The sequence below is a fragment of the Herbaspirillum sp. LeCh32-8 genome, assembly GCF_017814915.1.
Classification (GTDB): domain Bacteria; phylum Pseudomonadota; class Gammaproteobacteria; order Burkholderiales; family Burkholderiaceae_D; genus Herbaspirillum.
On sequence record NZ_JAGIPZ010000001.1, the window covers coordinates 797,256 to 820,464 of the forward strand.

The 23,209-nt window shown below is 65.2% G+C and carries 19 protein-coding genes; 9 read left to right on the plus strand and 10 right to left on the minus strand.

Annotated elements, in window-relative coordinates:
- Positions 1–50: 50 nt before the first annotated feature.
- Complete coding sequence (locus tag J8I26_RS03685; RefSeq protein ID WP_209604135.1) at positions 51–1,970, plus strand: SurA N-terminal domain-containing protein; 1,920 nt, start codon at positions 51–53, stop codon at positions 1,968–1,970.
- A 488-nt stretch (positions 1,971–2,458) separates the two neighbouring features.
- Complete coding sequence (locus J8I26_RS03690; RefSeq protein WP_209604138.1) at positions 2,459–3,178, plus strand: glutamine amidotransferase; 720 nt, start codon at positions 2,459–2,461, stop codon at positions 3,176–3,178.
- Positions 3,179–3,255: 77 nt separating this feature from the next.
- On the opposite strand, the gene J8I26_RS03695 is transcribed toward J8I26_RS03690, so the two are convergent.
- Positions 3,256–3,867 carry an arylesterase gene (locus J8I26_RS03695; RefSeq protein WP_209604795.1) on the minus strand — a complete coding sequence of 204 codons (612 nt, stop codon included), beginning with the start codon at positions 3,865–3,867 and terminating at the stop codon, positions 3,256–3,258.
- 73 nt (positions 3,868–3,940) lie between these two features.
- Between J8I26_RS03695 and J8I26_RS03700 the strand changes: the two genes are divergently transcribed.
- The gene (locus tag J8I26_RS03700; RefSeq protein ID WP_209604141.1) at positions 3,941–4,657 is read left to right on the plus strand and encodes an ABC transporter ATP-binding protein; all 717 of its coding nucleotides are present in this window, start codon (positions 3,941–3,943) and stop codon (positions 4,655–4,657) included.
- 20 nt (positions 4,658–4,677) lie between these two features.
- Here the strand turns inward: J8I26_RS03700 and J8I26_RS03705 are convergent, their stop codons facing one another.
- The 3 genes from J8I26_RS03705 to J8I26_RS03715 form a co-directional block, all read right to left on the minus strand.
- A complete protein-coding gene (locus J8I26_RS03705; protein WP_209604143.1) occupies positions 4,678–5,631 on the minus strand; it encodes a DMT family transporter in 954 nt (317 codons plus the stop codon).
- The gene (locus J8I26_RS03710) at positions 5,582–7,153 is read right to left on the minus strand and encodes an NAD(P)H-hydrate dehydratase (RefSeq protein WP_209604146.1); all 1,572 of its coding nucleotides are present in this window, start codon (positions 7,151–7,153) and stop codon (positions 5,582–5,584) included. Before J8I26_RS03710 ends, J8I26_RS03705 begins: the two co-directional genes overlap by 50 nt.
- 197 nt (positions 7,154–7,350) lie before the next feature.
- Entirely contained in the window at positions 7,351–8,625 is a 1,275-nt protein-coding gene (locus tag J8I26_RS03715; RefSeq protein WP_209604148.1) for an FAD-dependent oxidoreductase, read from the minus strand.
- Between the two features lie 697 nt (positions 8,626–9,322).
- Here J8I26_RS03715 and purL point away from each other — a divergent pair.
- Entirely contained in the window at positions 9,323–13,348 is a 4,026-nt protein-coding gene (gene purL, locus J8I26_RS03720; RefSeq protein ID WP_209604149.1) for a phosphoribosylformylglycinamidine synthase, read from the plus strand.
- A 168-nt stretch (positions 13,349–13,516) separates the two neighbouring features.
- On the opposite strand, the gene J8I26_RS03725 is transcribed toward purL, so the two are convergent.
- The 6 genes from J8I26_RS03725 to J8I26_RS03750 form a co-directional block, all read right to left on the minus strand.
- On the minus strand, positions 13,517–14,614 hold the full coding sequence (locus J8I26_RS03725; protein ID WP_209604151.1) for a porin: 1,098 nt from the start codon (positions 14,612–14,614) through the stop codon (positions 13,517–13,519).
- A 396-nt stretch (positions 14,615–15,010) separates the two neighbouring features.
- Positions 15,011–15,787 (minus strand): peptidylprolyl isomerase, encoded by a 777-nt coding sequence (locus J8I26_RS03730; RefSeq protein WP_209604154.1) that lies wholly within the window; start codon positions 15,785–15,787, stop codon positions 15,011–15,013.
- An 84-nt stretch (positions 15,788–15,871) separates the two neighbouring features.
- On the minus strand, positions 15,872–16,156 hold the full coding sequence (locus J8I26_RS03735; protein WP_209604156.1) for a BolA family protein: 285 nt from the start codon (positions 16,154–16,156) through the stop codon (positions 15,872–15,874).
- Entirely contained in the window at positions 16,153–16,773 is a 621-nt protein-coding gene (locus J8I26_RS03740; protein WP_209604158.1) for a septation protein A, read from the minus strand. Before J8I26_RS03740 ends, J8I26_RS03735 begins: the two co-directional genes overlap by 4 nt.
- Before the next feature lie 74 nt (positions 16,774–16,847).
- Entirely contained in the window at positions 16,848–17,243 is a 396-nt protein-coding gene (msrB, locus tag J8I26_RS03745; RefSeq protein WP_209604160.1) for a peptide-methionine (R)-S-oxide reductase MsrB, read from the minus strand.
- Between the two features lie 86 nt (positions 17,244–17,329).
- Positions 17,330–18,850, minus strand: a complete 1,521-nt coding sequence (locus J8I26_RS03750) for a protein adenylyltransferase SelO (protein WP_209604162.1) — start codon at positions 18,848–18,850, stop codon at positions 17,330–17,332.
- 176 nt (positions 18,851–19,026) lie between these two features.
- On the opposite strand from J8I26_RS03750, the gene J8I26_RS03755 reads away from it, so the two are divergent.
- The 5 genes from J8I26_RS03755 (at position 19,027) to J8I26_RS03775 (ending at position 23,169) form a co-directional block, all read left to right on the plus strand.
- Positions 19,027–19,974, plus strand: coding sequence for a branched-chain amino acid ABC transporter permease (locus J8I26_RS03755; RefSeq protein ID WP_209604164.1), 948 nt, complete (start codon positions 19,027–19,029; stop codon positions 19,972–19,974).
- A 4-nt stretch (positions 19,975–19,978) separates the two neighbouring features.
- Positions 19,979–21,301, plus strand: a complete 1,323-nt coding sequence (locus tag J8I26_RS03760) for a branched-chain amino acid ABC transporter permease (protein WP_209604166.1) — start codon at positions 19,979–19,981, stop codon at positions 21,299–21,301.
- On the plus strand, positions 21,298–22,056 hold the full coding sequence (locus J8I26_RS03765; protein WP_209604168.1) for an ABC transporter ATP-binding protein: 759 nt from the start codon (positions 21,298–21,300) through the stop codon (positions 22,054–22,056). Before J8I26_RS03760 ends, J8I26_RS03765 begins: the two co-directional genes overlap by 4 nt.
- Complete coding sequence (locus J8I26_RS03770; protein ID WP_209604173.1) at positions 22,049–22,765, plus strand: ABC transporter ATP-binding protein; 717 nt, start codon at positions 22,049–22,051, stop codon at positions 22,763–22,765. The genes J8I26_RS03765 and J8I26_RS03770 overlap by 8 nt, the downstream gene beginning before the upstream one ends.
- Positions 22,766–22,884: 119 nt before the next feature.
- Complete coding sequence (locus J8I26_RS03775) at positions 22,885–23,169, plus strand: hypothetical protein (RefSeq protein WP_209604175.1); 285 nt, start codon at positions 22,885–22,887, stop codon at positions 23,167–23,169.
- The last annotated feature ends 40 nt before the right edge of the window (positions 23,170–23,209 follow it).

The window sequence follows — 23,209 nt, forward strand, 5'->3', positions numbered from 1 at the left end:
AACGGCGCCGCGCACCTCCATTGACCGGATCGTTTATTGATTGGCTATTCATGTTTGAATTCATTCGTACCCACCAGCGCCTGATGCAGTTCCTGCTGCTGCTGTTCATCTTCCCGTCGTTCGCTTTCTTCGGCCTGGAGGGCTACAGCCGCCTGACTGACGACAACGGCGTGGCCAAGGTGGCCGGCCAGACCATCACCAAGGAAGAGTGGGATGCCGCGCATCGCCAGCAACTGGACCGCATGCGCCAGGTCTATGGCAACCAGTTCGACGCCAAGCTGTTCGACACCGCGGAAACCCGTCGCGCCATCCTGGACAACCTGATCGCCCAGCGCGCCCTCGGCGCCGAAGTGGTGGCCAACAAGCTGGTGGTGCCTGACCAGGTGCTGCAGCAAAGCATCCTGCAGATCCCCGGCCTGACCAAACCGGACGGCACCTTCGACAACGAGCAGTACCGCGTGCTGCTGGCCGCCCAGGGCCTGACCCCCAAGAGCTACGAAGCCGGCCTGCGCCGCGAAATGGCGCTGCAGCAGTTGAACGCGGCGATCCAGACCACCGCCTTCGCACCCAAGACCGTGGCCGAGAACCTGTCGAACCTGAACGATCAGGAACGCACGGTGCAGATGCTCAACTTCAAGCCGGACACCTACGCCTCGCAGGTCAAGGTGAGCGACGAGATGCTGCAGGCCTACTACGACAAGAACGGCCGCCGCTTTGAAACGCCTGAATCGGCCAATATCGAATACGTGGTGCTGGACGCCGCCGCCGTGGCCGCGCAGTCGGCCGTGACCGACGACGACATCAAGTCCTACTACGAGCAGAACAAGAAGCAGTATTCGACCGACGAGCAGCGTCGCGCCAGCCACATCCTGATCACCGTGAAGAAGGATGCGCCGGCCGCCGACAAGGCTGCCGCCAAAGCCAAGGCCGACGGCCTGGTGGCGCAGCTGCGCAAGAACCCGGGCGACTTCGCCAAGCTGGCCAAGGCCAATTCTCAGGATCCCGGCTCGGCCGAGAACGGCGGCGACCTCGGCTTCTTTGGCCGCGGCGCGATGGTCAAGCCTTTCGAGGATGCAGCTTTCAGCCTGAAGCAAGGCGAGATCAGCGATCCGATCGAGTCCGACTTCGGCTATCACGTGATCGAAGTGACCGGCATCAAGCCGGCTGCGGTCAAGCCGCTGGACTCGGTCAAGGATGAAATCGCCGGCGAAATCAAGAAGCAGATCGCCGCCAAGAAGTACTCCGAGCTGGCCGACCAGTTCAACAACCTGGTCTACGAAAACGGCGACAGCCTGAAGGCCGTGTCCGACAAGCTGAAGCTGAAGATCCAGAGCGCCACCGGCGTGATGCGCAATCCGAACCCGGCTGCCGGCGCCGCGCCGTACAACAACGCCAAGTTCCTGACCGCGCTGTTCACCGACGACGTGATCAAGTCCAAGCACAACACCGAGGCCGTGCAGGCCGCGCCGAACACCCTGATCGCCGGCCGCATCACCGAGTACCACCCGGTGGCCAAGCGTCCGTTCGCGGACGTGAAGGCCGACGTGCAAAAGGCGGTGACGCTGCAGGAAGAGCAGGCGCTGGCGCTCAAGGCCGGACAGGCGCGCCTGGCCGAGCTGCAAGGCAAGGATGACGGCGCCGGCTTCAGCGAAGCCAAGGTGGTGTCGCGCGTGAAGGCCGAAGGCTGGACCGAGGAAGCCTTCAATGCCGTGATGAAGGCCGATACCGCCAAGCTGCCGGTCTACGTCGGCGCTGAAACCCCGGGCCTGGGCTACCAAATCTACCGCGTGACCAAGGTCGAGCAGCCCAAGACGGTTGATGCCGCCCGCCGCAAGACCGAGCAGGAGCAGATCGCCGGCGCGCTGTCGCAGCAGGAAGCGCTGGCCTACCTCGGTTACTTGCGCGAGAAGGCCAAGACCAAGCTGTTGAAGGGCGCCGCCTCGGTGAGCGCCGACGACGCCGCGAAGTAAGTCGCGACGGCGCCTGCCCCGGCTGATGCATCCCGGGGCAAGGGCGCACCGCAGGCGTGAATCGGCGCGTCGGTTTCGCCCCATGCTGGTGATCGGCGACGATCTGTAGGCATGGGCGAGACAATTAGCTAAAAAATATAGAAAGGCCGCTTTCCCAGCGGCCTTTTTTGTTTCATCATGGGAGCCGGCGTCGCATTCCGGCGGGATGCGCGAGGGAGCCGGGCAGGGGAGTCATCGTAGATCTTCTCTTTGTTTTGTTGGCGAAATGTCAGCTTTTCAGCCGATGGGAAGATGCATCGGCGCATGTCCGGACGCGCGCTCGCTTGTCATCCTGATGGCGGTTTGCGTCGTTTCTGAATTGTCCGGCTGCCGTAGAGTTGTCGCTGTCTCCAGTCGCATTCGAAGGGTGTCGTGCCCGATGTTTCTTCTTTGAAATATCGCCGGCGCCATGTGTTGCCAATCAATACCGCGAATACCGACCACGTTTTATGCCTGCCCCAGTCCTGATCATCCAAACCGGCAATTCCAACCAGACCCTCAGAGCCAGCTACGGCGGCTACGCCCAGCAGATCCAGTGCGCCGCCGGGCTGTGCGACAGCGACACCCAGACCGTGACCGTGTACGAAGGCGAGGAGCTCGGCTCCCCGTGCGGCTATCGCGCGGTCTTCATCACCGGTTCGCCGGCCATGGTGACGGACAAGGAAGACTGGAGCGAGCGCACCGCCGAGTGGATCCGCGACGCCGCCGAGCAGGACATGCCGATGTTCGGCATCTGCTACGGCCACCAGCTGCTGACCCACGCCTTCGGCGGCGAGGTCGGCTACAACCCGGCCGGCCGCGCGGCCGGCACCATGCACGTGGAAACCTTCGATTGCTGCCGCAAGGATGAATTGCTGGGCGTGCTGCCGGAACAGTTCCCGGCGCACATGCTGCACATGCAGTCGGTGATCCGCCCGCCCAAGGACGCGATCGTGATGGCGCGCTCGCCGATGGACCCGCACCACATGATCAAGCACAAGCACAATGTGTATTCGACCCAGTTCCACCCGGAGTTCTCGCCGGCGTTCGTGCGGGCGCACCTGAATTACTACGCCGAGGTGTATCGCGGCTGCGGCATCGACGCCATGGCGCTGTGCGACAAGGTCAGCGAGACACCGCAATCGACCGGCCTGCTGCGCCGTTTCCTGGAACTGTACGCGCGGCACTGACACCGGTGCGGCCAAACAAAAAAGCCCCTGTCCCGATAGTCGGCGCAGGGGCTTTTTGCTGCTGCGGCGCGGCGCTTTTACTTTAGGCCCACCAGCGGTTTGAGGTGCGTCCACACGTTGTCCAGCAGGATGGGCTGGGCCTGCTCGTTGGGATGGATGCGGTCGGCCTGGAACAGCTCCATGTTGGCGGCGATGCCATCCATGAAGAAGGGCACCAGCGGCGTCTTGTTCTGTTTGGCCAGCGCCTGGAACATGTCGGAGAAGCGGCGGGTATAGTCCGGGCCGTAGTTGGGCGGGATCTGCATGCCCACCAGCAGCACCTTCGCGCGGCTCTGGTGGGCGGCGTCGATCATGGCCTGCAGGTTGTCCTGGGTGGTTTTCAGCTGCAGGCCGCGCAGGGCGTCGTTGCTGCCCAGCTCGATCACCACCACGTCTGGCTTGTTCCTGGCCAGCAGCGCCGGCAGCCGGTTCTTGCCGCCGATGGTGGTGTCGCCGCTGATGCTGGAATTCACCACGGTGGCGTCGATCTTGTTCTGCTGCAGCCGTTGCTGCAGCAGCTGGGTCCAGCCGCGGCCGCGCTCCAGGCCGTACTCCGCCGAGAGGCTGTCACCGAGCACGAGCAGGGTTTTTGGGGCAGAATAGGCGCTCATCGCCGCCAGCATCAGGGCGATGCCCGCCAGCAGCCGCATCAGTGGCATCAGCCCAGCGCCCATGCGCCGGTGCGCTGCAACCGTCCCGGACCTTCTTGCCTGAATGCCCTGCATGAGCGCTGCCATTTCCATTCCCGCCGATCCCGTTGCTTCCGCTGTGCCTGCCATCGAAGTCCTTCAGTTGTCCAAACGTGTTGCCGATGCCTCGGCCGAATCCGGCCAGCTCACCATCCTGAGCGGCATCGATTTTACCGTGGCCGCCGGCACCACGGTGGCCATCGTCGGCGCCTCCGGTTCTGGCAAGTCGACCCTGCTGGGCCTGTTGGCTGGACTGGATACGCCCAGCGAAGGTTCCGTGAAGCTCGATGGCGAGGACATCTACCGGCTTGACGAAGACGGCCGCGCCGCGCTGCGCAAGCGCAAGCTGGGCTTCGTGTTCCAGTCGTTCCAGTTGCTCGGCCACCTGACCGCGCTGGAGAATGTGATGCTGCCGCTGGAGTTGCGCGGCGACGCGCAGGCGAAGCCGAAGGCCGAAAAGATGCTGGCCCGGGTCGGTCTGGGGCAGCGCCTGAAGCACTATCCGAAATATCTCTCCGGGGGCGAGCAGCAGCGCGTGGCGCTGGCGCGCGCCTTCGTCACCGAGCCGCCGCTGCTGTTTGCCGACGAGCCCACCGGCAGCCTGGATGCCGCCACCGGCGAGGCGGTGATCAAGCTGATGTTTGAACTGAACCAGGAACGCGGCTCCACGCTGGTGCTGGTCACCCACGACAACAGCATCGCCGCGCGCTGCGCACGCACCATCACCATCGCGGCGGGCCGGCTGGCCTGAGGCCGTCCAACGGCGCGAGACTAGACCGACTCCATCGGATCGGCTGCCGGCAGCCGGTGGTGGCGCTTGCGCTCGACCAGGGCGATGCCCACGCCGCTGGCGCAGATGACGGCGATGCCCAGCACCGTCAGGCCGTCGGGAAACTGGCCGAACACCAGCCAGCCCATGCCCGAGGCCGAGATGATCTGGGCATAGAAGAAGGGCGTCAGTACCGAGGCTTCGGCGTGGCGGTAGGCGGTGTTCTGCAGCAGGTGGCCGATGGCGCCGGTGATGCCGGTGGAGATCAGGATTGCCCATTCCACCAGTGTCGGCGTATGCGCGCTCCAGAAGAAGGGCACCGCCAGCGTCGACAGCACGCTGCCGACCAGGGCGCCATAGAACAGCGTCACCATCGGGTCGTCAGCCTGGTTGGCCTTGCGGTTGAGGATGGACATCATCGCCATCGTGAACGCCGACAGCAGGCCCAGCGCCACGCCGTGGGGCGGAATATCGCCGCCCGGGCGGATCACGATCAGCATCCCGGTAAATCCCACCAGCACCGCGATCCAGCGCGAGGCATAGCTGCGCTCGCCCAGCAGCCACGGCGACATTGCCAGCACGATCAGCGGCGCGCAGAAGTTCATCGCCGTACCTTCGGCCAGCGGCACGATCCGCAACACCGAAAAGAAGATCAGCGTGGACGCCAGCAGCAGGGCGCCGCGGCCCAGCTGCAGCCGGGGACGGTTGGAGCGAAAGATGCTGCGTCCGGAGCGGCGCTGGTAGAGCGGCACCAGCGTCACGGCCATGAACACCACGTTGATGCTGTAGCGCATCCACGCGATCATCACCACGTGGTAGCCGGAGATTGCCAGCAGCTTGCCGGCCGCGTCCAGCAGCGAGAGCGTCCATAAACCCGTCACCAGGAAGATGACGCCCAGAAAGAGCCTAGGCGTGTGTGCGGTGGTGCGTGACGTGGGCAGGACGGTGGTGGACATGGTCTCGGATGATGTTATTGAACACGGCTCTGATGGCCGGGATGAATTCGCTGGCGGTCAGGCCTACCGGCCCCAGGCCTTCGGCCACCAGGCGGTCGGCGGCGGCGCCGTGGATCCAGGTGGCGGCCAGCGCGGCGGCGCGCGTGGGCCAGCCTTGCGCCAGCAGCGCCCCGCACAGGCCGGACAGCACGTCGCCGGTGCCGGCGGTGGACAGCGCCGGATTGCCGGTCGGGTTGATGGTCATCTCGCCGTCGGGGAAGGCGATCACGGTGCCGGCGCCCTTGAGCACGGTAATGGCGTTGAACTGGCGGGCCAGCAGGCGCGCCGCCTGCGGCCGGTCGGCCTGGATCTGCTGGGTGGTGGTGTCGAGCAGGCGTGCGGCCTCCAGCGGATGCGGGGTGATGATGCTGACGATCTCGCCGTTGGTGCGGCTGCGGTCGTGCAGCTTGTGCTGCAGCGTAGGTTCGGCCGAGATCAGGTTCAGGGCGTCGGCGTCGATCACGATGTCGGCCTCGCTATCGAGCGCGCGCGAGAGGATGTCGTAGGCGTGGCGCGAGGTGCCCATGCCGGGGCCGACCACCAGCGCCGCGCTGGCGCCGAATTCGACGCGGTCGGCGACGCGAAACATCAGTTCCGGATGCACGCCGTCATAGGCCGGGCCATCGTCGACGAAGGCGACATACACCCGTCCCGCGCCGCCGAAGGCCGCGGTGCGGGCCGCCAGCACGGGCGCGCCGGCCATGCCGCGCGCGCCGCCCACCACGATCACGTCGCCGTAACTGCCCTTGTGGGAGTTGTTGGCGCGCGGCTTCAACGAGGCGGCGAAATATTGCGGGCCGTTCAGGAAGGCGCGGGTCGGCTTGTAGCAGCCGTGGTCGATTTCCAGATCGCGCAGCGCGATGTGGCCGCTATGGTCCTTGCCGTCGCAGGTGTGCAGGCCGGGCTTGTCACCGATGAAGGTGATGGTGTGGCTGGCATTGACCGCGGCGCCGTCGCTGCCGCCGACGATGCTGCCGCTGTCGGCGTTCAGGCCGCTGGGCACGTCGATGGACAGCACCGGGCAGCGCAGGCCGTTGACGTAGTCGATGATGGCGCGCAGCTTGCCGTTGGGCGGACGTGACAGGCCGATGCCGAACAGGCCGTCGATCACCAGCGCCCAGGATTGGCCGCGCAGGCCGGCCGGGCTGAGGTCTTCGATGAACTGGATGTCGGCCTCGCGGGCGCGCGACATGGCGCGGCGCGCATCGTCAGCCTGCTTGCTTTCGTCGGCGTGCAGCTGCACGGCGACTTCGATGCCGGCTTCTTCCAGGATGCAGGCGGCCTCCAGCGCATCGCCGCCGTTGTTGCCGGGGCCGGCCAGGATCAGGACGGACGGGGAGGATTCGGTGGCCGAGCACAACAGTTCCTGTGCGTATTCGGCGACGGCCGCGCCCGCGCGCTGCATCAACGTGTAAGGCGGCAGGCTGGCCAGGGCCTTGTGCTCGACCTCGCGGATTTCGGCAACGGAATAGAGCGCGCTCATGGCTGTGATCGCTGATGAGTTAGTGCTGCGGTGGATGGGGTGCTGCGGAGGTATTGCGGGTGCCTGATTTCGAAATCATTCTAAGTCAATTGTCCCTGCTGCGCAGGCGACGCGCAGATGAAAAAAATCGGCTTGGATGAATCCATGCCGATTCGTCTCCTGCCTGACCTGCCTGGCGGCGGTGTTCAGGCGGCCGCTCAGCCCGTGGCCAGGTCGCGCGGCAGAAAGCCTTCGGCATCGATCTCCGGCTCCTCGCCGGCCATCATGTCGGCGAGGATGCGCGCCGACGCCACCGCCGCGGCCCAGCCGGTGACGCCATGGCCGGTATTGACGAAGACGTTGCCGTGGCGGGTCGGGCCGAACACCGGCAGGCCGCTGGGCAGCACCGGGATGGTGTTGGCCCAGAAATGCGCCTGGTTGTAGTTGGCTGCGTTGGGGTAATAGTCGCCGGCGATCTTGAGCAGGTTGCGCAGCGCCTTGGGTGGGATCGCCTGCGACGGCGGTACGAAGCCCAGCAGACCGGTGATGCGCAGGCGATGGCCCAGGCGCGTCATGGCGACCTTGTAGCTGTCGTCGAACAGCGCCATGTTGGGCGCGTCGTCCGGATTCTTGATCGGCACCAGCGCCGACCAGCTTTGCAGCGCGCGCAGCGGCAGCGGGGTGTCGAGCGGACGCAGCAGCTCGGCGCTTTGCATGCCGGCGGCCAGCACCACGCCGTCCACGGTCATGCTGGAAGCCAGGTGCGGCGAGTCGATCTCCAGCGTGACGCGTCCGCCGAAGTCGGCCTGGATCGCTTTGACGGACGCGCCGAAGTGGAAGGACACGCCCAGCTCCTGGGCAGCGTTGCGCATCTGCTTGGCAAACAGCACGGCGTTGCCGGCGATGTCGTCGGGATAGTGCAGGGCGCCGGCCAGCGCCGCCTCGGACGAGAAGGCCGGCTCCAGCTGGCGGATGGCGGCGGTGTCCAGCGACTTGTGCTTGAGCTCGGCCTGCTGCGCGGCTTCCTGCATTTGCGGAATGCGCGCGGCCTCGGCGGGCAGGCGGAACAGGTGGAACACGCCGTTGCTGTTCTCGTGCTCCATGCCGTAGTGGGCCTGCAGCTGCAGCGTCAATTCCCGGCCATAGGCCGACAGGCGCGTCAGGCGTTGCTTGTTGGCGGCGAAGCGCTGCTGCTGGGCAGCGCGCGTCTGGCGCATCCAGCGGTTGCGCGAGAAGTCGGCGCCCGACGCCAGCAGTACGCGCGGCTCTTCCTTGAAGCGGCAGGCGAAGGTGGAGAAAGCGCCGGGCAGGGTCAGCGGCATGGCCACGCCCGGCGCAAGCAGGCCGGAGTTGCCGAAGGTGGCTTCCTCGGCGACGTGGGCGCGCCGCTCGATGACGGCCACCTGATACCCCTTGGCCGCCAGGAAGTAGGCGCTGCAGATTCCGGAAAGTCCCCCGCCGATGACGGCGATCTGTCGATGTGTGCTGTTCACTCTGTTCGTCTTGATGCGGTCAATGCCGCTTTGGTCGTCGTCATCGTCCGGCTTCTCGTGTGATCACAATGGCAAGATTGCATTGCGCGGGCCGCTGTTGCGATGCGGCCGGAATGATACATCGAATTTTCCTTGCCGAAACGATATCGGCCGCAGGTCGCGCGCTATCGCGCTTGCGGCGGGAGCGTGCTGGAAACGGTTGGTGAAGCGATGCCGGCTTGCATGCAAACAACGCGCAGACCCGCGGCGGCGATGACAGGCGCGCGCCGCAGGCTGCAGCGGGGCGTGTTGCCGCGATGCATTGCTTCGTCGGCGTCGAGGGAAATCCGCTTGGTCGACAGTCGACTCATCGACCGCAGACCCCGGGGTGATGGTTGCCGGGCCTTTGCATGGCGCGGCGCAACTGCGGCAGGCGCCGCGTTGTTCCAGCATGGCTGCGGGCCAAGGAGGGATGAGGAGGGCGGCGCGCCAATCTGCTCGCTTTCTGTGGGCCGAACACCCCCGTCCACTGTATAATTCCGGCTTTGCCAGCAAACGCGCGCACGCTTCACCAGTCCGGCGCCGTGTCCCATGCCTGTCGCAGGTCGTTGCCTGCTGCAATGCGGTAACGAGGACGCGCCCGGAGCTCGATGGAGCGGCCTCTGCCGCGATGCTGCGACAGTTTCCCCCGATTCAAGCTAACTGCCTCGACCTCGCCATGCTGATCCTGCCGGGCTCCAATGCCCTTTCCGCCTTCCGTACCCAACGTCTCCTGACCCAACTGCAAGCCATCGACCCCGCCATTACCGGCGTGTCGGGCCGTCACCTGCATTTCGTCGACGCCGCCCAGGCGCTGACCCGGGAAGACGAAGCGCGCCTGAACGGCCTGCTGACCTACGGTGACCCGTTCAACGGCAGCGACGAGGGCGACGCCTTCGTGGTGATTCCGCGCTTCGGCACGATCTCGCCCTGGGCCAGCAAGGCCACCGACATCGTCCACAATTGCGGCATGGCGCACATCCATCGCGTCGAGCGCGGCGTGATTTACCACGTGCAGGTCAAGAGCGGCCTGCTGGGCGGCGCCAAGAAGCTGGCCGACGCCAGCATCCCGGCCGTGGCCGCGCTGCTGCACGATCGCATGACCGAAACCGTGCTGCGCAATCCGGCCGATGCGGCCGGCCTGTTCACCGAACTGCAAGCCAAGCCGCTGGAGTCGGTCGACGTCCTCGGCGGCGGCCGCGGCGCACTGGAGCGCGCCAACACCGAGCTCGGCCTGGCGCTGTCGGACGACGAAATCGATTACCTGGTGGATGCCTTCAGCCGCGCGCAGCGCAACCCGACCGACGTCGAACTGATGATGTTCGCCCAGGCCAACAGCGAACACTGCCGCCACAAGATCTTCAACGCCGACTGGACCATCGACGGCGTGGCGCAGGACAAGTCGCTGTTCGGCATGATCAAGAACACCCACCAGCTGAACCCCAAGGGCACCGTGGTCGCCTATAGCGACAACTCCTCGATCATCGAAGGCGCCACCGTGCCGCGCTTCTACCAGCGCGGCGCCGGCCGCGGCAACGTGTATGAGGCCTCCGAAGAGCTGACCCACATCCTGATGAAGGTGGAGACGCACAACCACCCGACCGCGATCTCGCCGTTCCCGGGCGCCTCCACCGGCGCCGGCGGCGAAATCCGCGACGAGGGCGCGACCGGTCGCGGCTCCAAGCCCAAGGCCGGCCTGACCGGCTTCACCGTCTCCAACCTGATGGTCACGCACGCCGTGCAACCGTGGGAAAACGCCCGCGACGTGGCGCAGCCCGCCGCCGCGCGTGCCGAACATGCCCAGGGCGGCATCTACGGCAAGCCCGAGCGCATCGCCTCGCCGCTGCAGATCATGATCGACGGCCCGCTGGGCGGCGCCGCCTTCAACAACGAATTCGGCCGTCCCAACCTGGGCGGCTACTTCCGCACCTACGAGCAGAACGTGGGCGGCCAGGTGATGGGTTACCACAAGCCCATCATGATCGCCGGCGGCATGGGCAACATCTCCGCCAAGCACACCAGGAAGAGCGACCTGCCGGTGGGCAGCCTGCTGATCCAGCTGGGCGGCCGCGGCATGCGCATCGGCATGGGCGGCAGCGCCGCCTCGTCGATGGCCACCGGCGTCAACACCGCCGACCTGGACTTCGACTCGGTGCAGCGCGGCAATCCGGAAATGGAGCGTCGCGCCCAGGAAGTCATCAACGCCTGCTGGGCGCTGGGCGATGAAAATCCCATCCTGTCGATCCACGACGTCGGCGCCGGCGGCCTGTCCAACGCCTTCCCTGAAATCACCAACGACGCCAAGCGCGGCGCGCTGTTCGACCTGCGCAAAGTACCGCTGGAAGAATCCGGCCTGGCGCCGAAGGAAATCTGGAGCAACGAATCCCAGGAGCGTTACGTGCTGGCCATCGCGCCGGAACACCTGGAGCTGTTCACCTACCTGTGCGAGCGCGAGCGTTCGCCGTTCGCCGTGGTCGGCACCGCCACCGAAGAGCGCCAGCTGAAGGTGGTCGATCCCGAGCACAACAACAGCCCGGTCGACATGCCGATGGACGTGCTGCTGGGCAAGCCGCCCAAGATGCACCGCGACGTCAAGCACGTCGAGCAGACCCTGCCGCCGGTGGACCTGACCGGCATGGACCTGGTCGAGGTGTCGCACCGCGTTCTGCGCCTGCCGGCCGTGGCCGACAAGTCCTTCCTGATCACCATCGGCGACCGCAGCGTGGGCGCCATGACCGTGCGCGACCAGATGGTCGGCCCCTGGCAGGTGCCGGTGGCTGACGTGGCCGTGACCGCGATGGGTCTGGAAGGTTATCTCGGCGAAGCCATGGCCATGGGCGAGCGCACCCCGCTGGCAGTGATCGACGCCGCCGCCTCCGGCCGCATGGCCGTGGGCGAAGCGATCACCAACATCGCCGCCGCGCCGATCGCCGAGATCGGCGACATCAAGCTGTCGGCCAACTGGATGGCGGCCTGCGGCCAGCCGGGCCAGGACGCCGCGCTGTTCGATACCGTCAAGGCGGTGGGCATGGAGCTGTGCCCGGCACTGGGCATCTCGATCCCGGTGGGCAAGGATTCGTTGTCCATGCGTAGCACCTGGAGCGACGATGAGGGCGCCAAGTCGGTGACCTCTCCGGTGTCGCTGATCGTCTCGTCGTTCGCGCCGGTGACCGACATCCGCCGCGTGCTGACGCCGCAACTGCGGCGCGACAAAGGCGAGACCGTGCTGATCGCCATCGACCTGGGCCGCGGCAAGAACCGCATGGGCGCCTCCGCGCTGACGCAGGTGATGCAGCAGATCGGCAACGAGACGCCGGACGTCGATAGCGCCGAAGACCTGAAGGGCTTCTTCAACGCCATCCAGCAATTGAACGAGCAGGGCCAACTGCTGGCCTACCACGACCGTTCGGACGGCGGCCTGTTCTCCACGCTGACGGAAATGGCCTTCGCCGGCCGCACCGGCATCTCGGTCAACCTCGATATCCTGACCATGGAAGGCGGTCACGGCGACGACTGGGGCGACTCCAAGAACTGGACCACCCAGGTGGCCGAGCGACGCAACGAGCAGACCCTGCGCGCGCTGTTCAACGAGGAGCTGGGCGCCGTGATCCAGGTCGCGGCCGAGCAGAAGTCGGAAGTCATGAACGTGCTGCGCAGCTTCAACCTGGGCGCCTGCAGCCACATCATCGGCAAGCTGAATGATCGCGACGTGGTCGAGTTCATGCGCGACGCCAAGAACATCTACAGCCAGACCCGTATCGAGCTGCAACGCGCCTGGAGCGAGACCAGCTGGCGCATCGCCCGCCTGCGCGACAACCCGGCCTGCGCCGACGCCGAATACGACCGCATCCTGGATGCGGCCGACCCCGGCATCAGCCCCAAGCTGACGTTCGACCCGCAGGAAGACATCGCCGCGCCGTTCCTCAACATCGGCGCCGCCGCCCGTCCCAAGGTGGCGATCCTGCGCGAGCAGGGCGTGAACTCGCACATCGAGACCGCGTTCGCCATGCACAAGGCCGGTTTCACCGCAGTCGACGTGCACATGAGCGACCTGATCGCCAATCGCGCCAAGCTGGACGACTTCAAGGGCTTCATCGCGGTCGGCGGTTTCTCGTACGGCGACGTGCTGGGCGCCGGCGAAGGCTGGGCCAAGACCATCCTGTTCAACGCCCAGCTCGCCGAGCAGTTCTCGCGCTTCTTCGGCCGCGACGACACCTTCTCGCTGGGTATCTGCAACGGCTGCCAGATGATGAGCAACCTGAAGTCGATGATCCCGGGCGCGGAAGCCTGGCCCAAGTTCACCCGCAACAAGTCCGAGCAGTTCGAGGCGCGCTTCGTGAATGTGGAAGTGGCGGACTCGCCGTCGATCTTCATGCAGGGCATGGCCGGCACCCAGGCGCCGATCGCCACCGCCCACGGCGAAGGTTTTGCCGACTTCTCGCAGACCGGCGACATCACCAAGGCGATCGTCGCGATGCGCTACATCGACAACACCGGCGCCGTGACCGAAGGCTATCCGTACAACCCGAACGGCTCGCCGCAAGGCATCACCTCGGTGACCACGCCGGACGGCCGCTTCACCGTGCTGATGCCGCACGCCGAGCGCGTGTTCCGCACCGTCACGCAATCCTGGCACCCGGAAGCCTGGGGCGAGGATTCGCCGTGGATGCGCATGTTCCGCAACGCGCGCAAGTGGGTCGGTTGATGGCTTGAAGGCCGACCCGCGAAGGGCCCGCTACGGCGGGCCGCTTCGAGGGCGAAGAAGCACCGAGGCAATAAAAAAAGCGCAGTTCCGAAAGGAACTGCGCTTTTTGCTTTCTGGTGACTTCTGTTGTGCGCCGCTCCGTGAGGAGGCGGCGCGCTTCAGGCGTTATCAGAAGATGTGACGGATACCAACGCCGACGGTGGTCAGCTTGGCCGAGCTGGAAGCCGTGTTGGTCAGCTCATACACGGCTGCATCCTTGGCCTTGTTGTAGTCGACCGTGGTGTACAGCTGGGTGCGCTTGGACAGCGCGTACTCGGCCCAACCAGCGATGGCGTAACGCTTGCCGTCGCCGACATTGCCCAGAGTGGTGTAAGCCACGTTCTTGCTCTTGTCGTAGTAGAACGCGCCGGTCAGGGTCAGGGCAGCGGTTGCCTTGTAGCTGGTGCCGAAGAAGAAGCCGGTGTCCTTGCGCTGGATGCCTGCCACGCCGCCGCTGGCGCCGGTGGCGAAGGTGTTGGCAGCCATGTAGGCGGAGGTGGAGCCGGTCGCATCCTTGATGTTGTAGTAGCCGCCGAACAGCTTGGTCACGCCGAAGTCATACGAAGCCGACAGGTTGTAGGCGTTGTCGCGGTTGTTGGCGTTGTCGTTGGTCTGCTGGAAGCCGCCGCCGACCGAGAAGCCGCCGACGGTGTAGCGCAGGGCGCTGCTGAACTGGCTGCCGCTGCGGGTCGAGCCGGCGGTTTCGCCGAAGGCGTAGCTCACGCCAACAGACACAGGGCCGAAGTCGTTGTCATAGCGCACCATGTTGCTGGTACGAATGCGGGTTGCAGCAGCCGGCAGCCACGAGTTGGTTTCGTAGTTGCCCACGGTCAGCGGGTCGAAGTGGTCGGCCATCAGGTCGAACAGCGGGGTGTTTTGACGACCGACGCGGACCTTGCCGAAACCGCCCGACAGGCCAACCCACGACTGGCGGCTGAACAGGGTGTTAGGCGTGGAGAGGGCGCCGGTGTCGCTGCTGAAACCGTTTTCCAGCTGGAACTGGGCCTTCAGGCCGCCACCCAGATCTTCGGTGCCCTTGAAGCCGATACGGCTGTTGGCGATGGCGCCGTTGTCAACGCGGAAGTTGCTGTTGCCGCGAGCGTTGTCGTTGCTGAGGTAGCGGATGCTGGTGTCGACGATACCGTAGATGGTCACGGTCGATTGCGCGAACGCAGCGCCGCCGGTGGTCAAGCCGGCTGCCAGCAGCAACATGGAACTCTTTTTCATTGGTGTCTCTCCTGATACCACGATGTTTGTAATGAATATGCGACGCGGACGCGGCTTAGAGGGCCTCCCCCGGCGCACCCTGCTGCCGCCGTCCTTTGAATTTTGCTGTGGGTCGGCGGAGCATGCCCAAGCAGGGCAGGAGCGAAGAATAGCAGAATGGGGCGCGGAATTTCGCTTAAAGTGTTGCTTAAAATTTTTATTTTTTTAATTATTTATAAGGATTTTATCGAATATTTAAATGCAGCCTGCGCATTTATTGCGGTTTTGCTATTCAGTTCCGCACATTCCAGATGACGGCGATTTTTGGCCGACGTTGTCAAAAAAACACCCGCCAGGGCGAACCGTGGCGGGTGTTTTTTTGCGTGCGACCGGCGGCATCGAAGCCGCCTGCGGGAATTACTGCACCTTGGCCTTCTTGCGCAGTTCTTCCTGGTAAGCCTGCAGCTTCTTCTGTTGCAGGGCTTCGGCGATTTGCGGCTTGACTTCGTCCAGGGTCGGGACCTTGGCCGGACGGGTGTCTTCCAGCTTGATCACGTGCCAACCGAACTGGGTCTGCACTGGAGTCGGGGTGACTTCACCCTTCTTCAGGGCGACCATGGCGTCGGAGAACGGCTTCACGAAGGAGGCCGGGGTGGCCCAATCCAGGTCGCCGCCGTTGGCCGCGGAACCGGTGTCCTTCGATTGCTTGGCCAGGTCTTCGAACTTGGTGCCGGCCTTCAGCTTGGCGATGATGGCTTCAGCGTCTTCCTTCTTGTCCACCAGGATGTGGCGTGCATGGTATTCCTTGTCGCCGGCCTGAGCCTTGAACTTGTCGTATTCAGCCTTGATGTCGGCGTCCGACACAGGGTTCTTCTTCAGGTAGTCGGCGATCAGGGCGCGGATGACGATGGACTGGCGGGCCAGTTCCAGCTGGTTCTTGACGTCGGAGCTGTTGGACAGGCCTTGCTTGTCGGCTTCCTGCATCAGGATTTCGCGATTGACCAGTTCTTCCTTGATGGCGCCGCGCAGTTGCGGGGTGTCCGGCTGGCCTTGCGAGGTCATTTGCTTGACCATCAGATCGGCGCGCGAGGAAGGGATGGCCTTGCCGTTGACCACAGCCAGGTTTTGCGCGAAAGCGGGGATGGAAGCGATTGCAAACAGCAGAACCAGCAGGCGAGCGGGTTTGAATGTCATTGTTGAAATCCTGGAAAATTAAAGAAGTGAATCAAAAACGGAGATTGGAAAACAGGAGGGATGGCGTCGATGTTGTTCTTGGTCTCAGTTCTTTGCCTCTGATGGGGTGAGCGCCACGATGGCCAGCGCGTGAATCTCTTGCTGCATCAGGTCGGACAGGCAATCATACACCAGCCGATGACGGTTCACCCGATTTTTACCCTCAAACAAATTCGATACCAGACGGACCCTGTAATGCCCTCCGCCTGAGGCCGCGCCGGCATGGCCGGCATGTAGGGCGGACTCGTCCTCGACCAGACACTGCTCTGGTGAGAAAGTTGCAAGCAGCCGCTCGCGGATGCGCTCGGGGCGGGTGTCGGCGGCACTCATTCGGCGTCCTTCATGTACTTCGACAGGAACAGGCTCTGGCCGATGATGAAGGCGAACATCAGCCCCATGCTGCCGAACATCTTGAAGTTGACCCAGGTGTCCAGCGGGTAGTTGAAGGCGACGTAGATGTTGATCAGGCCCATCACGGCGAAGAACAGGATCCAGGCCAGGTTCAGGCGCGGCCAGACGGTTTCGGGCAGGGTGACCTGCTTCTCCATCATCACGCGGATCAGGTTCTTCTTCATGAACAGCTGCGAGACCAGCAGCGCCAGCCCGAAGGCCCAGTACAGGATGGTCGGCTTCCACTTGATGAAGGTGTCGTCGCGGAAGTAGATGGTGGCGCCGCCGAACACCACGATGATAGCCAGCGAGACCCACAGCATGGCGTCGACCTTGCGACGGCGCAGCAGCAGCCAGCCGATCTGCGCCAGCGAGGCGACGATGGCCACCGCGGTCGAGAGCAGGATAGGCGCTTGCGCAGCCGTGACGGCGCCGGCCGACATGGCGCCGCCAAGATATTGCATCACAAGCTCCTGCGCGCTCGCGGGATGGCCTTCGGCCCACTTGAAGACGCCGAAAAACAGGATGACGGGGAACAGGTCGAACAGAAACTTCATCGGACGAATTTTTTCATGAATCAGGTTGATCGGTGGTCATCCGTTACACATCGAAACAGCTGGCGGCCGGATCCTTACGCGGGATCGAAGCGCAGCGAAGCTGAATTGATGCAATAGCGCAGTCCGGTCGGCGGCGGGCCGTCGGGGAAAACGTGGCCCAAATGCGCGTCGCAGACGTTGCAGATGATCTCGGTGCGAATCATGCCATAACTGCGGTCCAGTTTTTCACGGACGTTGGCCGGATCGATGGGTTCGAAGTAGCTGGGCCAGCCGCAGCCGGAATCGAATTTGGCGTCCGAGGTGAACAGCGGCGTGTCACAGCACACGCAGGTATAGGTGCCGGCTTCGTGGTGATCCCAGTAGCGACCGGTGAAGGCGCGCTCGGTGGCGGCCTCGCGGGTGACCTGGTATTCCAGGGAATCGAGTTGCTCGCGCCATTGGGTTTCGGTCTTTTCTACGCGCTTGGTCATGGTGGCTCCTGTTGTGCTGCCGGTTGAATGGGACTTTGCCGGGCGGCAAGTGTAATGGTTTGGGTCGATTCCTGCCGGCGCGCCGCTCAGGAGGAGCAGCTGACCTCCAGGTGGCTGGCCCAGTCCGGCGGCAGGTCGGCGTACTTGTCGTGCGCCGGCTGTTCGTCGAAGGGGCGGCTCAGGATGGCGTGCAGCTTCGCCACTTCCGAGAAATCCTTTTGCTGCGCCTTCTCGATGGCAACTTGCGCCAGGTAATTGCGTAGCACGTATTTGGGGTTGACCGCGTGCATTGCAAGCCGGCGTCGGTCGTCGTCGCTGCCTTCGGCCTGCAGGCGGGCGCGGTATTGCGCGGCCCAGGCATCGAAGGCGGGGCGGTCGATGATGAGGTCGCGGATCGCCTCGTCCTGCCCCGGATTGCCGATCCGCAAGTCGCCCAGGCGGCGGAAGAACAGCGTGAAATCGACATGGCTGTTCTTCAGGATGGCGAACATGGCGTCGATCAGCTTGTCGTCGTCCGCTTGCGTCGTCGTCAGACCCAGCTTGGCGTGCAGCAGCTGGTCCTGCCTGGCCTCGAAGACGGCTTCGTAACCGGCCAGCGCGGCCTCGGTGTCCTCCACGCTGCCGATCAGCGGCAGCATCGCCTGGCCCAGCGCAAAGCAGTTCCACTGGCCGATGCGCGGCTGCATCTGGTAGGAATAGCGGCCCTGCTGGTCGGTGTGGTTGCAGATGTGGCGCGGGTCGAAGGCTTCCATGAAACCGAACGGGCCGTAGTCCAGCGTCAGGCCGAGGATGGACATGTTGTCGGTGTTCATCACGCCGTGCATGAAGCCCACCGCCTGCCATTGCGCCATCAGTTCAGCGGTGCGGCGCGTGACTTCGGTCAGCAGCGCCTTGTAGGGATTGGCCTCCTGCAGGAGCTGCGGGTAGAACTGCTCCAGCACGGTATCGGCCAGCACCTTCAGGTCGTCGAAGCGCTGGTTGTAGTACCAATGCTCGAAGGAGCCGAAGCGGATGAAGCTGGGCGCCATGCGCGTGACCACGGCGGCGGTTTCGGCCTGCTCGCGCAGCACGCGCTGGTCGGAGCCGGTGACGGCCAGCGCGCGCGTGGTCGGGATGCCCAGCGCGGCCATCGCCTCGGAGCACAAAAATTCGCGGATTGAAGAGCGCAGCACGGCGCGGCCGTCACCCATGCGCGAGTAGGGCGTCTGGCCCGAGCCCTTGAGCTGCAGCTCGATGCGGCCGTGGCCGTCGGCTGCGGGCACGTCGCCCAGCGAGATCGCGCGACCGTCGCCCAGTTGCCCGGCCCAGACGCCGAACTGGTGGCCGGAATAGACCGCCGCCAGCGGCAGCGAACCGTCGCCGATGCGGTTGCCGGTGAACAGGTCGAGGAAGCCGGGATCCTGCACGGCGGCGGCATCCAGGCCGATGGTGGCGGCTGCATCCTCGCTGAAGCCGACCAGGTAGGGCGCCGGCAAGGGCGTGGGCTGCAGGCGCGTGTAAAAGGCCGGCGGCAGCGCGGCGAAGCGGTTGCCGAAGCTGGGCAGGATGGTCGTCGGCTGCGCCTTGGCAGCGGCGGTATCGGTGGAAGCGGGTGTGTCGGTCGTCATAAAAGGCAGGTGATGCCGGGGCGTCGAAGTTGCAAGAGGGCGTCTGCAGCGGCCTTGCGGCGTGATACGCCATTTTGACAGAGAAGCGCGAATCCCATAGGATCGCGCTACTTTTTCAGTCCGGCTGTTTGCGAACGGGCAACTTTCGGCGCTAGACGATACTTTTGGCGACACCTTTGGAATTTGCACTGATCACCTTCCTGAACGGCCTGGGCTACGGCTTCCTGCTGTTCATGCTGTCCTCCGGGCTGACGCTGATCTACAGCATGATGGGCGTGCCCAACTTCGCCCACGCCAGCTTCTACATGCTGGGCGCCTACGTCGCCTATTCGATCGCCGGCGTGCTGGGCTTCTGGCCCGCGCTGGTCATCGCGCCGCTGGTCGTGGGCGCGGCCGGCGCGCTGGTGGAGCATTACGGCCTGCGCATCGTGCACCGCTACGGCCACGTGCCCGAGCTGCTGTTCACCTTCGGCCTGTCCTATCTGGTGGTGGAGCTGGTGCAATTGGTGTGGGGCCGCTCGCCGGTTCCCTACCGGATTCCGCCCTCGCTGGAGGGCACGCTGTTCACGCTGTATTCGACCTCGTTCCCGGTCTACCGCGGCTTCATGCTGCTGGTGGCGGCGCTGATGCTGCTGGCGATCTGGCTGCTGCTGCGCCATACCCGCATCGGCCTGACCATTCAGGCTGCGCTGACGCATCCGCAAATGGCCGAGGCGCTGGGCCACAACGTGCCGCGCGTGTTCATGCTGGTGTTCGGCGGCGGCTGCGCGCTGGCGGCGCTGGCCGGTGTGATCGGCGGCAATGCCTTCGTCACCGAGCCCGGGATGGCCGGGGCGGTAGGCAGCATTATCTTCGTGGTGGTGGTGGTCGGCGGGCTGGGGTCGCTGGCGGGCGCTTTCATCACCTCCATTTTTATCGGCCTGATGCAAACCTTCGCCGTGGCGCTCGATTATTCGCTGGCCGGCCTGCTGGCCGCGCTGGGCGTCACCGCGCCGGTTGGCGGCCCGCTGGCGCCGCTGCTGCGCCTGACGCTGGCCCAGGTCGCGCCTATCCTGCCTTACCTGCTGCTGGTGGCGATGCTGATCGTGCGCCCCAAGGGCCTGATGGGCAAGCGGGAGGGATGAGGCGATGAAGCGTTCCTTGCTCCCCTGGCTGTGCTTCGCGCTGGCGTTGCTGGTCGCGCCGCTGGTGTTTCCGCAAAGCGCGGCGCTATCGCTGCTCTCGCAAATGGGCACGATGGTGCTGCTCTGTCTTTCCTACAACATGCTGTTGGGCGAGGGCGGCATGCTGTCCTTCGGCCATGCGGTGTATTCCGGGCTGGGCGCGTTCGGCGCCATCCACCTGATGAATGGCATCGCTGACGGCAGCGCGCCGTTGCCGTTTTCGTTTCCGATCACGCTGGTGCCGCTGGCCGGCGGCCTGGTCGGCGCGCTGTGCGGCGTGGTGTTCGGCTTCCTGACCACGCGCCGCGCCGGCACCACCTTCTCGATGATCACGCTGGGCCTGGTGGAGCTGGTCTCGGCGTGCGTGCTGATGTTCCCCGACCTGTTCGGCGGCGAAGGCGGCATCTCCGCCAACCGTGTGGTCGGCGAGCCGGTACTGGGCATCAGCTACGGGCCGCAGATCCAGGTCTATTACCTGATCGCCGTCTGGTTGCTGGCATGCACGGCGGCCATTTATGCGCTCAGGCACACGCCGCTGGGCCGCATCCTCAATGCCGTGCGCGACAACCCGGAGCGCGCCGCCTTCATCGGCTACGACCCGCAGCGCGTGCGTTACCTGGCGCTGATTCTGTCGGCCTTCTTCGCCGGCGTGTCCGGTGGACTGTCGGCCATCAATTTCGAGATCGTCAGCGCCGAGTACGTCGGCTCGCTGCGCTCAGGGGCCATCCTGCTGTTCACCTTCATCGGCGGCGCTGCCTATTTCTACGGCCCCATTATCGGCGGCGTGGTTGGCGTGCTGTTCGCCTCGCTGCTGTCGGCTTATACGCAGGCCTGGCAGTTCTATCTCGGCGCCTTCTTCATCCTGATCGTCATGTGCGTGCCTGGCGGGTTGGCCAGGCTGATCGACAATCTCGCGCGCGTGCTGCGCGCCGGCGCACTAAACACGCGGTTGGCGCGGCTGCTCGCGGCGCAGGCTGCGGCCGGGCTGGTGGCGCTGGCCGGCGTCGTGCTGGCGACCGAGATGGCGTATCAACTGAGTTTGGGCAGCCTGGCCGACAGCGGCGCCGGCGTGGCGCCGGCGGTGCTGTTCGGAATCGCTTTCGATGTGCACTCGCCGCTGACCTGGTCTGCCGCCGCCGCGCTGGCCGCGGCCGGCATTGCCGCCATCGTACGCCTGCGGCCGTCATGGTCGAGCAGTTGGAGCCTCGCCTGGAAGAAGATGGAAGCGGCCGAACATGTACGACGCGAAGCCGCTTCGTCCTGCCGGATCGATCGGGAGGCGCCATGAGTGAGTCCATCGCGCTGGAGCTGCGCGGCCTGCACAAGGCATTCGATCGCGCCGAGATCATCCGCGGCGTCGACCTGCAATTGCATGCCGGCGAACGTTGCGCGCTGATCGGCCCCAACGGCGCCGGCAAGTCCAGCCTGTTCAACCTGGTCTCGGGGCGCCACCGCGCCGACGCCGGCAGCGTGCTGCTGCACGGGCAAGACATCACGCGGCGCACGCCGCAGGCCATCAACCGGCTGGGGCTGGCGCGCAGCTTCCAGATCTCCAGCCTGTTTCCGCGCCTGTCGGCGTTCGAGAACGTGCGCTGCGCGGTGCTGTACCAACTGGGTTACGGCTACGCCTTCTGGCGTCGCATCGGCCGGCTGCACGACGCTGCCGACCGGGCGCATGCCGTGCTGCAACGGGTCGGCCTGCAGTCGCGCGCGCACCTGCCGGCGGGCGAGTTGAGCTACGCCGACCAGCGCGCGCTGGAGGTGGCGGTGACCATCGCCGCCGATGCCTCGGTGATCCTGCTCGACGAGCCCACCGCCGGTATGAACCGCGCCGAGGCCCAGGCGATGGTGGCGCTGATCGGTGAGGTCACCGTCGGCAGGACCTTGCTGATGGTGGAGCACGACATGCAGGTGGTGTTCGACCTGGCCGACCGCATCGCCGTCATGGACAACGGCCGCGTGATCGCCTGCGACAGTGCGGAACGTATCCGCTCCAATCCCGAGGTGCAGCGCCTCTACCTGAACCGGAGCATCGATGGCTGAGCGCGAACCCCTGCTGGCAGTGGCCGGCCTGCATGCCTGGTACGGCCAGAGCCATGTGCTGCACGGCGTGACCCTGCAGGTGGAAGCGGGCGAGATCGTCAGCGTGCTGGGCCGCAACGGCGCCGGCCGTTCGACCCTGCTGAAGGCCCTGATCGGACAGGTCAGGAGCGAAGGGCAGGTGCGCTTCGATGGCGCCGACATCCTCGGCCTGCCGACCTACGATATCGCTCGTCGCGGCATCGGCTATGTGCCGGAAAGCCGCGACGTCTTCCCCGCGCTGACGGTGGAGCAAAACCTCCTGCTGGGCCGCAAGAGCGGTGCGCAACCCGCCGCCGGCTGGCGCTTCGACGACATGTATGCGATGTTCCCGTCGCTGCACAAGCGGCGCGCCGTCGCTGCGGGATCGCTGTCCGGCGGCGAGCAGCAGATGCTGTCGCTGGCGCGCGCGCTGATGGGCAATCCGTCGTTGTTGCTGATCGACGAGCCCACCGAAGGCCTGTCGCCGCAAATGGTGGAGCAGGTGGCGCGTTATCTGGGCGAGTTGCGCAGCCGCCATGTGGCGGTGCTGCTGATCGAACAGAAGCAGACCATCGCGCTGGACATTTCCCAGCGCCTGTACGTGATGGGGCGCGGCGAGATCGTGTTCCACGGCACACCGGGCGAGCTGCTGGCCGACGGCGGGGTGCAGCGGGAGTGGTTGTCGGTCTGATGATCTGATTTCAGTCACGGACAAAGCGTCCGGTTTTTCGCCGGACGGCGATGGCGGTGCTAGGGCGGCCGGCCCACAATCGTGGTTCCCCAATCTATGCCGCGTGCGCCGCTTTCACCATGCTCAACTGGCTCCTGTTCCTTGCCCTCGGCGCACTCGCCATGCTTGCCGCCGACCGCGCCTGGCTGCGCCGCGTTAGTCGCTCCGATGGAGCACTGCACGATCCCGACGGCTACCTCGAACTCACCGCGCGCATGACTGAGCTATGCCACGGCGACCGGCGCCAGGTCGACGCCCTGATCGAGGCGCAGCAACAGCTGCATCCGCAGGCCACCCATGCCGAGGCGGTGCGGCTGGCGATGCGACATCTGCTGGAGCCGGAGGCCGCGCGGCATCGGGCCTGAGACGGAATTCATGAAGTACAAAGTAAAACGGCGGCTCCCG